This window comes from Ruegeria sp. 6PALISEP08 (assembly GCF_001238295.1).
In the GTDB taxonomy this organism is placed as follows: Bacteria; Pseudomonadota; Alphaproteobacteria; order Rhodobacterales; family Rhodobacteraceae; genus Ruegeria.
In genome coordinates this window covers 160,547-174,915 of record NZ_LGXZ01000004.1, presented here as the reverse complement: position 1 = coordinate 174,915, position 14,369 = coordinate 160,547, and the positions used below count along the sequence as shown (strand labels likewise).

General features: G+C 57.9%; 15 protein-coding genes. 10 read left to right on the top strand and 5 right to left on the bottom strand.

The features are described from left to right. The first annotated feature begins 119 nt into the window (after window positions 1-119). Window positions 120-1,070 carry a lipoyl synthase gene (gene lipA / locus ALB80_RS08045; RefSeq protein WP_050603529.1) on the top strand — a complete coding sequence of 317 codons (951 nt, stop codon included), beginning with the start codon at window positions 120-122 and terminating at the stop codon, window positions 1,068-1,070. Beyond that, window positions 1,067-2,218 carry an amidohydrolase gene (locus tag ALB80_RS08040; protein ID WP_050603528.1) on the top strand — a complete coding sequence of 384 codons (1,152 nt, stop codon included), beginning with the start codon at window positions 1,067-1,069 and terminating at the stop codon, window positions 2,216-2,218. The genes lipA and ALB80_RS08040 overlap by 4 nt, the downstream gene beginning before the upstream one ends. 11 nt (window positions 2,219-2,229) lie before the next feature. Here the strand turns inward: ALB80_RS08040 and ALB80_RS08035 are convergent, their stop codons facing one another. Both ALB80_RS08035 and hpt read right to left on the bottom strand, forming a co-directional pair. Next, a complete protein-coding gene (locus ALB80_RS08035) occupies window positions 2,230-2,586 on the bottom strand; it encodes a hypothetical protein (RefSeq protein ID WP_050603527.1) in 357 nt (118 codons plus the stop codon). Window positions 2,587-2,703: 117 nt separating this feature from the next. After that, the gene (hpt, locus tag ALB80_RS08030; protein WP_050603672.1) at window positions 2,704-3,246 is read right to left on the bottom strand and encodes a hypoxanthine phosphoribosyltransferase; all 543 of its coding nucleotides are present in this window, start codon (window positions 3,244-3,246) and stop codon (window positions 2,704-2,706) included. A gap of 72 nt (window positions 3,247-3,318) precedes the next feature. On the opposite strand from hpt, the gene ALB80_RS08025 reads away from it, so the two are divergent. Both ALB80_RS08025 and ALB80_RS08020 read left to right on the top strand, forming a co-directional pair. Continuing rightward, window positions 3,319-3,765: a type II toxin-antitoxin system RatA family toxin gene (locus ALB80_RS08025; RefSeq protein ID WP_050603671.1), complete on the top strand. Its 447-nt coding sequence runs from the start codon at window positions 3,319-3,321 to the stop codon at window positions 3,763-3,765. 37 nt (window positions 3,766-3,802) lie between these two features. After that, window positions 3,803-5,095, top strand: a complete 1,293-nt coding sequence (locus ALB80_RS08020) for an MmgE/PrpD family protein (protein ID WP_050603526.1) — start codon at window positions 3,803-3,805, stop codon at window positions 5,093-5,095. Here ALB80_RS08020 and pyrC read toward each other — a convergent pair. Then, on the bottom strand, window positions 5,092-6,129 hold the full coding sequence (gene pyrC / locus ALB80_RS08015; RefSeq protein WP_050603525.1) for a dihydroorotase: 1,038 nt from the start codon (window positions 6,127-6,129) through the stop codon (window positions 5,092-5,094). The genes ALB80_RS08020 and pyrC overlap by 4 nt on opposite strands. Window positions 6,130-6,290: 161 nt before the next feature. On the opposite strand from pyrC, the gene ALB80_RS08010 reads away from it, so the two are divergent. Together ALB80_RS08010 and ALB80_RS08005 are read left to right on the top strand one after the other, a co-directional pair. Beyond that, on the top strand, window positions 6,291-7,199 hold the full coding sequence (locus tag ALB80_RS08010) for a MoxR family ATPase (RefSeq protein WP_050603524.1): 909 nt from the start codon (window positions 6,291-6,293) through the stop codon (window positions 7,197-7,199). A gap of 58 nt (window positions 7,200-7,257) precedes the next feature. Next, a complete protein-coding gene (locus tag ALB80_RS08005) occupies window positions 7,258-8,517 on the top strand; it encodes a VWA domain-containing protein (protein WP_050603523.1) in 1,260 nt (419 codons plus the stop codon). Between the two features lie 4 nt (window positions 8,518-8,521). On the opposite strand, the gene ALB80_RS08000 is transcribed toward ALB80_RS08005, so the two are convergent. Further along, the gene (locus ALB80_RS08000) at window positions 8,522-9,022 is read right to left on the bottom strand and encodes a hypothetical protein (protein WP_050603522.1); all 501 of its coding nucleotides are present in this window, start codon (window positions 9,020-9,022) and stop codon (window positions 8,522-8,524) included. Window positions 9,023-9,252: 230 nt separating this feature from the next. Here ALB80_RS08000 and ALB80_RS07995 point away from each other — a divergent pair, with 230 nt between their 5' ends. Next, on the top strand, window positions 9,253-10,221 hold the full coding sequence (locus ALB80_RS07995; protein ID WP_050603521.1) for an XdhC family protein: 969 nt from the start codon (window positions 9,253-9,255) through the stop codon (window positions 10,219-10,221). Continuing rightward, window positions 10,218-11,219 (top strand): molybdopterin-binding protein, encoded by a 1,002-nt coding sequence (locus ALB80_RS07990; RefSeq protein WP_050603520.1) that lies wholly within the window; start codon window positions 10,218-10,220, stop codon window positions 11,217-11,219. The genes ALB80_RS07995 and ALB80_RS07990 overlap by 4 nt, the downstream gene beginning before the upstream one ends. 32 nt (window positions 11,220-11,251) lie before the next feature. On the opposite strand, the gene ALB80_RS07985 is transcribed toward ALB80_RS07990, so the two are convergent. After that, complete coding sequence (locus ALB80_RS07985; protein ID WP_050603519.1) at window positions 11,252-12,151, bottom strand: MurR/RpiR family transcriptional regulator; 900 nt, start codon at window positions 12,149-12,151, stop codon at window positions 11,252-11,254. 84 nt (window positions 12,152-12,235) lie between these two features. On the opposite strand from ALB80_RS07985, the gene ALB80_RS07980 reads away from it, so the two are divergent. Together ALB80_RS07980 and ALB80_RS07975 are read left to right on the top strand one after the other, a co-directional pair. After that, window positions 12,236-13,012: a 3-keto-5-aminohexanoate cleavage protein gene (locus ALB80_RS07980; RefSeq protein WP_253276834.1), complete on the top strand. Its 777-nt coding sequence runs from the start codon at window positions 12,236-12,238 to the stop codon at window positions 13,010-13,012. Then, entirely contained in the window at window positions 13,009-14,325 is a 1,317-nt protein-coding gene (locus ALB80_RS07975) for an aspartate aminotransferase family protein (RefSeq protein WP_050603518.1), read from the top strand. The genes ALB80_RS07980 and ALB80_RS07975 overlap by 4 nt, the downstream gene beginning before the upstream one ends. Window positions 14,326-14,369 lie beyond the last annotated feature (44 nt).

The window sequence follows — 14,369 nt, the reverse complement described above, 5'->3', positions numbered from 1 at the left end:
TTGGACTATTCTGCGTCGGCACAATGACGTTGCATAGCGGCTATGCGTCGCTGGTGTAACGCTGCGCTTCTGTCTATGTTATGAGTAACAAGAGTTGACCCAAAGTCAGGAAAACCAACGTGCGAGATCTGAAGATCCCCGAACAGCGCCATCCGGAAAAAGCTCATCGTCCGGATAACGCACAGCCCAAGAAACCAAACTGGATCCGGGTCAAGGCACCCGGTGGAAAAGGCTATGCTGATACGCGGCGGATCATGCGCGACAACAATCTGGTGACTGTCTGCGAAGAAGCTGGTTGCCCCAACGTCGGCGAATGTTGGAGCCAGGGTCACGCCACCATGATGATCATGGGCGAGATTTGTACGCGCGGCTGTACCTTCTGCAACATTGCAACCGGTCGCCCAGACGACCTTGATGCGTTTGAGCCTGGTCGTGTGGCACACGCGGTTGAGAAGCTTGGCCTGAACCATGTGGTGATCACTTCGGTGGACCGGGACGATCTGATTGACGGCGGTGCCGAGCACTTTGCGCAGACTATTCGCGCAGTGCGTCATCGATCCCCTAAAACCACTATCGAAATTCTGACCCCGGACTTTTTGAAATGTGACGAGGACGTGATGGAGGTCGTGGTTCAGGCGAAACCGGATGTGTTCAACCATAATCTGGAAACCGTGCCAGGTCTCTACCCCGAGGTACGACCGGGTGCGCGCTATTTCCATTCACTGCGACTGTTGCAGCGGGTGAAGGAGCTTGATCCGTCGATCTTCACCAAATCCGGCATCATGGTCGGATTGGGCGAAGAGGAACAGCAGGTGCGTCAGGTGATGGACGATATGCGCGCGGCGGATATCGATTTCTTGACCATCGGGCAGTACCTGCAACCGAGTCCCAAGCATCATGGTGTGGATCGTTTCGTCACACCGGAAGAGTTCGCCTCTTATGAAAAGGCGGCCTATGGCAAGGGTTTTCTGATGGTATCAGCGACGCCTCTGACCCGGTCGTCTTACCACGCGGGTGACGATTTCGCGCGGCTGAGGGCCGCCCGGCAAGCGAAGTTGCAACAAGCGTGACACCAGAACTGATCGCGCGGCTAACCCGCCTGCGCCGCGAATTGCACCAAAACCCTGAACTCTCGGGGCAGGAGGAGCAAACTGCGGCGCGGATTGCTGATGTTTTGCGCGAAACCGGAGCAGATCGTGTTCTGACGGGCGTCGGCGGGCATGGGGTGGTTGCGGTTTTTGAAAGTGGCAAGCCGGGCCCTTCAGTGGGTATTCGCTGCGAATTGGACGGCCTGCCGATTCAGGAACTTTCAGACCTGCCATACGTGTCTCAGATCAAAGGCAAAGGGCACCTTTGCGGTCATGATGGCCACATGGTGATAGTGTTGGGCGTAGCCGAAGCGCTGAAGGGACAGCGACCGAAAAAGGGCCGCGTTGTTCTGATCTTTCAACCTGCAGAAGAGACGGGCCATGGGGCCATCGCGTTCAGGGCCGATCCACAATTTTCTGAAATATCGCCAGATATCGTGCTGTCCCTCCATAACCTGCCAGGGTTGGAACTTGGAGTGGTTGAACTCTGTGCAGGACCTGCAAACTGTGCCTCACGCGGTATGCAGATTGTATTGACGGGTAAGACGTCACACGCGGCTGCCCCACAGGATGGAGTTTCACCCGCAGGTGCCTTGTCGGTACTGATCCCCGCTTTGGCCGAACTGGGGGCAGGCGGCGAGATGAATGATGACTATGCCTTGACCACTGTCACGCATGCACATTTGGGTGAGCGCACTGTAGGTGTTGCCCCTGGGCGGGCAGAGCTATGGGTGACGCTGCGCACAGTCTCGGATCGCCAGATGACGCGACTGATGACTGATGCCGAAGCGATGGTGCACGAGACAGCGCATGCAGAAGGATTGACGGTAGAGATCACCTATGACGAAGTGTTCGAAGCCTGCGTCAATCATCCGGAAACCGTCTCAATTCTGAGGCAATCCTGTTTCGATCAGGGAATTGAATGCCGGCTGGTCGATCAACCGCAACGGTTTTCAGAGGATTTTGGACAGTTTGCCAAAAGCGCAAGAGCTGCCATGTTCTGGTTGGGGTCAGGGCGGGATCATCCGCAACTGCACAATCCGGATTACGACTTCCCGGATGCGTTGATACCAGTAGGGACTATGATTTTCCTTAACGGTATTGATGCTATTCTTCGAGACGAGCGCTAGCGTCGATCCATTCAATTGGCCAGATCACCAACAATTCCAACAGCTTCTATGACTGTCTTCGTGTTATCTGAGATCGATAGAACTTCATCATCTACCCGGATATAGCGCTGACCGGGTCCCAACGGCTTAAGCTTCCAGTTGTCGAGGTCGTCGATGTAGTCAAAACTCAGATCATCCGGCAACTTCTGGCCACGCGTGTATCTTTTGACTTGACCGGGTGGAACAGCTTTGCCGTTTGACTTGATAGATTTCTCTACCTTGTTTTTGTTAGCACCTTGCCCTTTGCCTTTATTGTCCTTTGCGGCACCCGAACTTGCAAGTGCCACGATCGCCATAACCACACCGGCTGTAGCAACAATACGCTTCATCAATAATCCTCCTAAGTTGATAGGAAGGGTAATGGTGCGCAATCGAGTTTGTCTATAAATATTCTTGTATTTGAATTTTATGGGCCAGGTAGTCCAGGTAGTACTGGGAGGTCACATCTAATTTCCAGTAAATCGAACCTTACCAATAAAAGGCAAATTACGGTTTCGCTGTGCGTAGTCGATGCCGTACCCCACAACAAACTCGTCCGGGATCTCGAATCCGATCCAGTCTGACCGGAAATCCACCTCGCGGCGGCTGGGTTTGTCGAGTAGTGCAATGGATTTCAGGCGCTCGGGTTTGCGACTTTGCAGCAGCTTGGTGACGTGATTCAGCGTGTGGCCGGTGTCAACAATATCTTCCACAACCAACACGTCTCGCCCTTCAATAGCGCCGCGCAAGTCTTTGAGAATACGTACTTCTCGACTGCTTTCCATCGCATCCCCGTACGAAGATGCCTCAAGGAAATCCACTTCAATGGGAAGATCCAGTTCGCGTACCAGATCTGCGATGAACACAAAGCTGCCGCGCAGCAGACCAACGACCACCAGCTTGTCGGTGCCATCGAATTCAGCCGTGATCTCGCGGCACAACTCCTCGATTCGGGCGGCGATGGCCTTGGCCGAGATCATCTCATCTATCACATATGCGCGGTCAGTCATCGCAGCCCCCTTGATCTTTGGCGCGCAACATACGACATGACGCGCCATTGTCACCTGCAAATACCGGACGCCATGCCTATCCATTCGGAAACCCGCCACCTGCCATACACCGCCCAGCAAATGTATGATCTGGTTGCCGACGTGGCCAATTATCCCCAGTTTCTGCCCTGGTGCGCCGCGGCCCGTATACGCAAGACATTTGTGGCAGGTGAGGCCGAGGTGATGGAGGCCGATCTGGTGATCTCGTTCAAAGTGTTCCGCGAACGATTTGGCAGCCGGGTGACTCTGTTCGCGGATCAGAAGAAGATCGATACCGAATATCTGGATGGCCCGTTCAAATACATGAAATCCGACTGGCAGTTCGATGACGCGCCGGATGGAGGCTGCAATATCTCGTTCCATGTGGATTTCGAGTTCAAGAATGCGATCCTGCAGGGGATCATCGGCGTCGTGTTCAACGAAGCCATGCAGCGGATCGTACGCGCGTTCGAGGCACGGGCCCAAGAACTCTACGGCTAGGTCTTTACGCGACTACGGCGCACGCTAGACTGCGCCCATGACGGATTTTACAGCATCATTGGCCGCGTTTGCAGTCGGCCCGATTTCAACGACATCTCAGGCGCGGATTGTCACGTCTCTGTCTGTTCTGGACTGGATCGCGGTCGGTCGTGCAGGCGCAAACGAACCTGTCTCATCCATCATCCGTGAGATGGTTCTGGAGGACGGCGGCAATGTACAGGCCCATCTTTTTGGCGGTGGAGCGGCGCCATTGCGCGGAGCGGCGCTGGTGAATGGCGCCGTGTCTCATGCGCTGGATTATGACGACACGCATTTCGCACATATTGGGCATCCGTCAGTTGCCATCCTGCCTGCTGCCCTTGCCGTGTCTGAGTGGGATGACCGCATACTGGTTGATTTGCTCGAAGCCGCACTGGTCGGGATGGAAATCTCGATCCGCGTTGGATTGTGGTTGGGTCGGGGGCACTACCAGGTCGGGTTTCATCAGACAGCCACATCGGGTGCATTTGGGGCCGCTGTCGCCGCAGGGCGGTTGCTGGGCTTCGATACGAACAAGATGCGGTCTGTTCTGGGTCTGACGGCAACTCGGACAGCCGGGCTGAAAGCCCAGTTTGGGACGATGGGCAAGCCTTATAACGCGGGTCTAGCAGCCGCCGCCGGGGTCGAAACAGCCTTGCTGGTACAGCGCGGGTTTCAGGCCAACGCCGACGCGCTGGAAGGTCCTTTTGGCTTTGGTGCGACCCATCACGGCACATCGGATCCAAGCGCACTAGATGGTTTGAATGATGAATGGCTGTTTGAAAGTGTCAGCCACAAGTTCCACGCCTGTTGCCATGGTTTGCACGCCGCGCTCGAGGCGGCGCGGCAACTGGATGTCGCAGAACCCGAAGTGGCCGAAATCAAGATCAAGACCCACCCCCGCTGGATGAGTGTGTGCAATCAGCTTACACCTGAAACCGGGTTGGGGGCCAAATTCTCATATCGTACAGTCATCGCGATGCAGGCTTTGGGATATGATACTGCCTTGCCGGGAAGCTATACGGACAAGGTCTGCGCCGACCCCCGCATAAAGTCCTTACGCGACCGTATCACAGTCGAAGCAGATGATAGTTTGTCAGAGACGCAGGCGCAGCTGGCTTTGCTGCGCCGTGACGGTATCCGCCGCGAGGCAACGCATGACCTGTTGACCCCGATGTCGCTGCCGGACCGAGAGGACCGCGTGCGCGCCAAAGCGGCCAAGCTGATCGGAGCGGAAGAGGCGGACGCGATCTGGTCAATGCTACGCACCGGAGGCCGCGCCCGCGATCTGGCTTCCAAACTGGCGGGTTAAACCACGCGCCAGTGCAGCGGAAAACCGGGATCAAACACGGTGACGGGCCCGTCGTCAGTTTCGATCTTGTCGGGGTACTCGACCGGCGCGCCCTTGGTCAGCGTGATGCTGTCTTCGTTCACAGGCAGGCGATAAAACGCAGGCCCGTTCAGCGAAACGAAGCCTTCCAGTTTGTCCAAAGCGTCTTCACGATCGAACATCTCGGCCACCAGGGACATGGTGTTGGTCGCCGTGAAGCAACCTGCGCAGCCACAGGCCATTTCCTTGTTGTCATCCGTATGCGGTGCGCTGTCGGTTCCAAGGAAAAAACGCGGATCGCCCGAGGTTGCAGCTTTCAACAACTCCAGCCGATGCTCTTCGCGTTTGGCAACAGGCAGGCAGTAGTAATGCGGTTTGATCCCACCGACCAGAATGTGGTTGCGGTTGATGATCAGGTGATGCGCAGTGATCGTCGCGCCCAAGTCCGCCTCATTGGCTTTGACATACTGAACACCGTCGCGGGTGGTGATATGTTCCATCACGACACGCAGGCCTGGAGTGGTCCTGCGGATTGGGTCCAGAACGCGGTCGATGAACACGGCCTCGCGGTCGAAGATGTCGATCTCGGCATCCGTCACTTCGCCATGCACGCACAGGGGCAGGCCGATTTCGGCCATTCTCTCAAGCACGGGTCGAACATTGTCGAAGTTCCTTACGCCGGAATGCGAATTGGTCGTGGCCCCGGCAGGATAAAGTTTGACCGCCTTGACCAGTCCGCTCGCATGGGCGGCGGCCAGATCGTCTGGGTCCGTATCCTCGGTCAGATAGAGGGTCATCAGCGGTTCAAACGTCATCCCTTCGGGCAACGCCGTCATAATGCGGTCCCGATAGGCGGCGGCGTCTGCGCCGGTCACAACCGGAGGCACCAGATTGGGCATTATGATCGCGCGGCCAAAATGGCGCGCGGTTTCGGGCAGGACGGCCTGCAGCATGGCGCCATCGCGCAAGTGCAGATGCCAGTCGTCGGGGCGGCGGATCGTAAGGGTATCGGTCATGGCTTTCCGCTAGCATAGCCGCTGGCAAAGACCAACCACGACCGAGCCTCGTGGTGAAAAAACTTGTCAACCAACCCGAACGTCGTAGCTCTGACGTGGCGCGAGGTCTTGACGCACAGGTCCGCGCGTGACCTGTTTGTCCGCTAAGTAGAGAGGGTTCCATGACGCAACCAAATTCAATCGATGCCGTGCAGCAGATGTTGGGAGCCCAGGGCTATGTCTGCGGACGCGCCCTTGCGACTGTTGTGTTTTTGGCGCTGAAACTGGGCCGACCGCTGTTTCTGGAAGGCGAAGCGGGTGTTGGGAAAACCGAGATCGCCAAAGCCCTTGCCTCCGGCCTGAATCGTCGCCTGATCCGACTGCAATGCTATGAAGGTCTCGATGCGTCCTCGGCCGTCTACGAATGGAATTTTCCGGCGCAGATGGTTGCAATCCGAACGGCTGAGGCGTCGGGTGGGGCAGATCGGGGCGCATTGCAGTCCGAATTGTTCTCGGACGAATACTTGATTGAACGCCCGTTGCTGCAAGCCATGCGGCCTGACGAACACGGCGCACCGGTTCTGCTAATCGATGAACTGGACCGAACGGATGAACCTTTTGAAGCCTTCCTGCTTGAGGCTCTCAGCGATTTTCAGGTTACTATCCCGGAACTGGGTACGATCAAAGCACCTGAGCCGCCCGTTGTCGTCGTCACGTCAAACCGCACGCGCGAGGTGCATGACGCCCTCAAACGCCGCTGCCTTTATCATTGGGTCGACTACCCGGATTTCGAGCGCGAGATTGAAATCCTGCACGCCCGTGCACCAGAAGCAGCCGATGCACTCAGCCGTGAAGTGGTGGCTTTTGTTCAACGTTTACGCACCGAGGATCTGTTCAAGAAACCCGGCGTGGCTGAAACCATTGACTGGGCCAAGTGTTTGCTGGCGCTGGATGTGATGAACCTGAGCCCAGAGGTGATCGGCGACACGCTGGGTGCAATCCTGAAGTACCAGGACGACATTCAGAAACTGCAGGGGTCCGAGGCAAAGCGCATTCTCGACGAGGCCAAGGCCACCCTCGAACCAGCCTGATGCTTCATCTTTTCCCAAATACTCCGGGGGTATGGGGGCAGAGCCCCCATGGTTGCTGATGGCCGAGCAACTGCCACTGGATATCCCGGATAACCCAAAGCTGGCGCAGAATATCACCCATTTTGCCCGTGCGCTCAGAAAGGCGGGGCTGCCAATCGGCCCGGGGCGCGTGATTGATGCGATCCACGCGGTGCAGGTGGCAGGGTTTACCGAGAAACGAGATTTTTACTGGACACTGCACGCCTGTTTCGTGAACCGCCCGGAACACCGCACGGTATTTGCGCAAGTTTTCCGAATGTACTGGCGCGATCCGCGATACATGGAACATATGATGGCCATGATGCTGCCCGCCATTCGTGGCGTTCAGGAAGAGCGCAAGGCCGATGCTGGTGAAAAACGCGCTGCCGAGGCGCTGCTGGACGGTGTCGAACAAGAATTGCCTGAACCAGCCGCGCAAGATGAAGGTGAATCCGAAATCGAGATTGACGCCACTCAGACGGCATCATCAGAGGATCGTCTGCGCAATCTGGATTTCGAACAGATGAGCACGGCTGAAATCGCGCAAGCCAAACGTGTTTTGGCGCGAATGACCCTGCCGGTCAAACCCATCGAGTCGCGCCGGGGGCAGGCCAGCCATCTGGGGCACCGTATCGACCGCGCCCGCACATTGCGTGCAGCGATGCGACAAGGCGGCGAGCTGCGTGACATCGCCAAGCTTCAGCCCAAGCCGCGCTGGCCCAATCTTATCGCGCTTTGTGATATTTCTGGATCGATGAGCCAATACAGCCGGATCATCTTGCATTTCCTGCACACGGTGTCCAACGCCAAGGGTGCGGGTTGGGCCAAGGTTCATGCTTTCACCTTTGGCACGCGCCTGACCAACATCACCCGCCACCTGCATCAACGGGATGTGGATGCAGCACTTGCCGCTGCCGGAGCCGAGGCGCAGGACTGGGAAGGGGGCACGCGCATCGGGGACTGCTTGCACCAGTTCAACCGCGACTGGTCTCGCCGCGTCATGGGGCAAGGGGCGGTTGTTCTGCTGATCACCGACGGACTGGAACGAGGCGACCCGGAGACCCTACAGAAAGAGATTGAGCGCTTGCACCTGTCTTCAAGACGCCTGATCTGGCTGAATCCGCTTTTGCGTTGGGATGGGTTCGCTCCTAAAGCGCAAGGGGTGGCTGCAATGCTGCCGCATGTCGACAGTTTCCGGGCAGGGCATTCGATTGCATCGCTCGAAGATTTGGCCGCCGTGATCTCACACCCCGACGACCAGGGGCAGAAAGCCCGGCTGATGGCCGCGCTTTCCGGTTAAACGCTTACGAAAGCTGCTCTGCGTTGCACTTGCGTGCCATTTCCATGGCCTTGTACGTGCCGGTAAGGTCGACTGTGAACGCATACGCTGTCTCGGGGAACACGATCATCACCTTTTTCTTGGCGAGGTCATCCGCAAATTGGGGATCGTCCGACAGGACATACCCGCCTGAATAGCCCTTTGTGATGTTGCCTTTCATACCGGTGGCTTCACCCAGATAAATATTGTCCCCAATCAGGATAGCGACTTCTTGCGTTTCGCCCCGTTTGATATCGGTGTCGGCTTTGGTGAACACACCGACATAGCCAACACCGCGGTCTTCGGTCAGACCCATCTGAACGACGTTTTCCGCATCGTCCACAGCTTCGATCAGGCAGGATTTCTTCTCATTGTCGATAAAGACTTTCCAGCCTTCAACCTCACCATAGCGTTCGAACGTATCAGCCCACGCTGCGGTCGAGGCCAACATGCCAACCGCCGCGCCCAGTGTAAGAAAAAGTTTCAACTGCTTGTCTCCGATCTATGAATTTCTGGATATGCATTCCGGTCAAACTACCGGTTGTGGGCGCAGGCTAAAGCTCTGATCGCTAACAATCAATGCTATGATTTATTGAATGCCGTGAAGGTGTTCGTGGCTTCAAAAGGGGCCAAATATAGACGTTTTGGCAAGGCAGCCGCGCTTTTCATCCCGGCAATCCTGCTTATGTTGGAAACGGACAACATCTGGAGGGTCTGATGGAGCGATTCGACAACAGCCCGGAAACGGCTTTGGACTGGCACCGCAGCGGGCGGGGCGCGGCCCTGGCGACGGTTGTCGAAACCTGGGGCAGCGCGCCTCGGCGCGTTGGGTCGCAACTGGTGATCGGTGGCGACGGGCGGATCGAAGGATCGGTTTCCGGTGGCTGCGTGGAAGGCGCGGTGATCGTCGAAGCACTTGAAGCCTTGGACGAAGGCGAAGCCCGGCTGTTGGAATTTGGCGTCAGCGATGATGATGCCTTTGCCGTGGGGCTGGCCTGCGGCGGAACGATCCGTGTTCTGGTCGAACCCATTGGGAATGTCCTGCCCGAGCGCATGCTGGCAGAACTCGTCGCGGCCCGCGCCACGCGCGCGCCCGTGGCGTATGAGGTAAACACAAATACCGGACACAGGGCCTTGCGTCGCAACGCCTATGCCGATCGGTTGCGTATGGACCGGTCGGGTTTCGAAGAGGATGGCGAGACCTTTGTGGCCGTTCACAATCCGCCTTTGCGGTTGATCGTTGTGGGGGCCGTCCATATCGCACAGGCCCTTGTGACCATGGCGCGCATTGCGGGCTATGATCCGGCGATCATTGATCCACGCGATGCATTTGCATCCAGCGCACGCTTTCCGGGGGAAACGATCCTGACCGATTGGCCGGATGAAGCGGTCGCCAGGCTGGGGCTGGATGCGCGGACCGCTATCGTCTTGCTGACCCATGATCCCAAGCTGGACGACCCGGCGCTGCAAGCGGCACTTGACGCGGGTGTCTTCTATATTGGCGCTCTGGGCTCGACACGCACCCATGCCAAGCGCGTTGATCGCATGAAAGCCGCAGGTTTCACCGAGTCGCAGATCTCCAGAATTCACGGCCCCATCGGCCTGGATATTGGTGCTGCCGGGCCCTCGGAAATCGCTGTCGCCATTCTGGCTGAGATGACAGCGGTTCTTCGGGGCAAAGCATGAGGTTTGGCCCGGTTCCCGTTTCGCAGGCAGAAGGGGCCATCCTGGCGCATTCGGTGACAGCAGGTGGGCGTAAGCTGCGCAAAGGTTTGGCATTACAGGCCGAGCATATCGCGCAACTGGCGCAATCCGGGCTGAGCGAAGTGATCGTCGCGCGTCTCGAACCTGGTGATTGCCACGAAGACGAAGCCGCGCGTGCCTTGGCGGCAGCTCTTGCGCCTGATGCCGCTGTGGCCAACCTGCGCGTGACCGAGGCGTTTACCGGTCGGGTCAACCTTTTGGCGGATGGACCGGGGGTGGCCGTGCTGGATGTCGCGGCGCTTGAGCGGTTCAACGAAGTCAATCCGATGATCACAGTGGCCACGGTACCGCAGCATCAGCAGATGGGGCCAGGCGGTATGGTGGCGACCATCAAGGTCATCTCTTACGCCGTGCCCGAAGAGGATGTTCGACGTGCTGCCACATTGGCTCAGCGCGCAATCCGTCTGGCGCGTCCGGTTCACCAAACAGCCGGGCTGATCGTAACGGACATTCAGGGTGGTCCGTCGAATGAAAAAGGGATTGCCGCTATTCGCGGTCGGGTCGAGTTGCTGGATATGGAGCTTTGTGATGTGCGGACCGTCCCGCACCGGGTCGAAGCTCTGGCCGAAGCGGTCTCGCAAAGCGATGGTGATGTGCTGATGATCCTGACAGGATCGGCGACGTCGGACACTGAAGATGTGGCGCCCTCGGCTGTGCGTTTGGCCGGCGGGCAGGTGGATCGCTTTGGGATGCCGGTGGATCCGGGAAACCTGCTGTTTTTGGGGGCCTTGCAGGATCGCCCGGTCATTGGATTGCCAGGCTGCGCGCGCTCTCCGGCGTTGAACGGCGCCGATTGGGTTCTGTCCCGTGTTGCGTGTGGAATTGAAACAAACGGAGCTGACATTGCGGCGATGGGTGTTGGTGGGCTGCTCAAGGAAATCCCGACCAGGCCGCAGCCACGTGCCAAACGCAAAAACTGACATCTTGTTCGTGCGCGAACCGCATCGCGGTTTCAGGGTTTCCTCAGCTTTGGTAAAACCCCGGGCTGCCAATATGCCCCCGTGTCCTCCCGCGCTTTTTGGTACTGTTCCACACGTGTCCGGGCCTCTTTACCGCTGGTCTCAAATAGATGCCCCAGTAGACACTCCAGAACCGCCATCGCGCCGGAAAAGCTTGAGAATGGGTGCAACGTGCGGGTGCTGACAGGCAGGACCACATCCGGTTCGACCCCCGGCGCGATCACCTCACTATCCGACAACAGCACGATGCGCATGGATCGATCGCGGGCAAAGCGCATCGATTGGATCGTATCGGCCGAGTAGGGATGGACGGTGATGGCAAACAGGCAATCCTCAGCCGTGGCTTCGACCAAATCGTCAATGGCTGACCCCATGTGACGGGGCACCAGCTGCAACCCGGGATGCGCCATGCGGCCTGCATAGTGAAAGTAATAGGCCAGCGCGTGGCTGGACCGGGTCGCGGTCACGTAACAGCGCCGCGCGGAAACCATGTACCCGATGGCTTGTTGCGTCAGATGCGGATCCATCAAGCGCAGGGATCGCGAAACGACGTTCGTCTCGTTCTGAGCGAACTTGGCCTGTGCCAGAAGGAACGGGTCTTGCCCCGCCGGATTCTCCAACCAGCTTTGCCCCAGCCGGTCTTCACTGTCTGTCGTCAGTGCGCGGCGAAACGGTTGGCGAAACGCATCGAAGCTGTCAAAGCCCATGCGTTGCGCAAGCCGGACCAACACGTTTGAACTGATGCCGATCCTGTCGGCGGTTTGGCGGATCGGGTTCAGTCCAAAGTCACCGGGATGGTCGACGATATACTTCGCCGCGACCTGCATTTGCGTCGGCATCTGATCGATCTCGCGCCTTAATTGATCTGTAAGTGCCGTGAGGGTAGGGGTCATGCGCAAAATAAAACATATGTTTTCTACTGCGTAAATTGAAAACGAATGATGCGAGGTCTAGCTGCAAGTCAGGAAGAGGAACGCATGATGACAACCAACTCCGCTGAAGACAAAAACACCCCCTATATCCTGGTCGCGCCAAATGGCGCGCGGCGGACGGCAGCGGATCATCCTGCCATTCCGGTTACGATGGACGAAATCGTCGAAACCGCGCGGGCCTGCCAACGTGCAGGTGCGCACGGGGTTCATGTTCATGTACGGGACGCGAATGGTCAGCATTCTCTGGACGCCGGATCGTATCGCGAAACGGTGGCCGAGTTGCATCATGTCGTGCCAGCGCTGGATGTTCAAATCACAACCGAAGCGGCGTGGGTATTCGATGTTCCCGCGCAACTTGCCTGCTTGGAGCAGGTGCAACCGGACTGGGCGTCGATTTCGATACGAGAGATTGCGCGCGACCCGGATCTAGCGCCTCGGGTCTATGCTCTCTGCGCCGATCAGGGGACGCGGGTGCAGCATATTCTGTACGATTCAGAAGACGCGCGGCTGTTGGACCAATGGCAGCGGGATGGCATTGTGCAGGCAAATCAGACAGACCGATTGCTGGTTCTGGGACGTTATAGCGAAGGTCAGCAATCGGTACCGGCAGATCTGGATGCCTTCCCGGATTGTCCAAACCGCTGGATGATCTGCGCGTTCGGCACACAGGAACACGCCTGTCTGGCCGAAGCTGCGCGGCGCGGGGGCGATGTGCGGGTCGGATTTGAAAACAGCCTGACGGGGCCGGATGGCACGCCTTGGGCGGATAATGCGGCCTCGGTCGCGGCTTTGGTTGAATTGCTTGGAAAGGCCAAGACATGAGTCACGTATTCCCGCGCCACACCAAATCAAACCTGCCCGTCGCGGCAGGTGGGGATGGCTGTTATCTGATCGACGCGCAAGGCAAGCGGTACCTGGACTGCGGTGACGCGGCCGTGTCTTGCCTGGGACATTCCAACGACGCAGTGATCCGCGCCGTGCAAGAGCAGGTCGAACAGATCGCCTTCGCCCATAGCGGCTTCATGACGTCTGAACCGGCCGAAGCACTGGCGGATCTGTTGATCCAGCACGCGCCCGGCGATTTGGATCGCGTTTATTTTGTATCGGGCGGATCGGAGGCAACCGAGGCGGCAATCAAACTGGCGCGTCAGTACTTTCTTGAAATAGGTCAGCCTGAGCGGCGGCATGTCATCGCGCGCAAACAAAGCTATCACGGCAACACGCTGGGCGCTTTGTCCGCCGGGGGCAACGCCTGGAGACGGGCTCAGTTTGCGCCGATGCTGATCGAGATGACCCATATATCGGCGTGTTATGAATACGCCGAAAAACCCGAAGGCGAGAGCAGCTTTGACTATGGTCAACGCGTTGCCAACGAGCTTGAGGCCGAAATCCTGCGTCTGGGGCCGGACACGGTTATGGCTTTCATGGCAGAGCCAGTTGTTGGCGCAACTCTTGGCGCAGTTCCTGCGGTTGAGGGTTACTTCAATCGTATCCGGGAAATCTGCGATCAATATGGGGTGCTATTGATCCTGGATGAGGTGATGTGCGGTATGGGGCGCACCGGCCACCTGTTTGCTTGCAATCAAGACGGTATAGCGCCGGATATTCTGTGCATCGCCAAAGGGTTGGGGGCCGGATATCAACCGATCGGAGCTATGCTTTGCACCGGCGCTATCTATGATGCAATTCGGGATGGCTCCGGGTTTTTTCAACATGGGCACACCTACATCGGCCATCCAGTTGCCACGGCTGCGGCGCTCGCGGTCGTCCGTGAGCTGACGGATCGGGATTTGCCAGCCCGCGCCGGGGTCATGGGAGACAAAGTGCAATCGGCCCTGGAGGCCGAGATTGGACAGCACCCGAATGTCGGCGATCTGCGCGGGCGTGGCTTGTTCCGGGGGATCGAGCTGGTGTCGGATCGGGGCACCAAAGCACCGTTCGATCCGTCCATGGGCATCGCCGGCAAGGTGAAAAAGGCTGCGATGGCCGAAGGCTTGATCTGTTATCCCATGGCAGGCACGCGGGATGGCCGCAACGGAGATCACATCCTGCTGGCACCTCCGTTTATTGTCGAAGACGCGCAGATTGACGAGCTTGTCGGCAAACTGGAACGGGCGTTGAACGCCGTCATCTAACGGCTGCAGAAACGAAAAGGCTCTCGCCATTCCAGCGAGAGCCT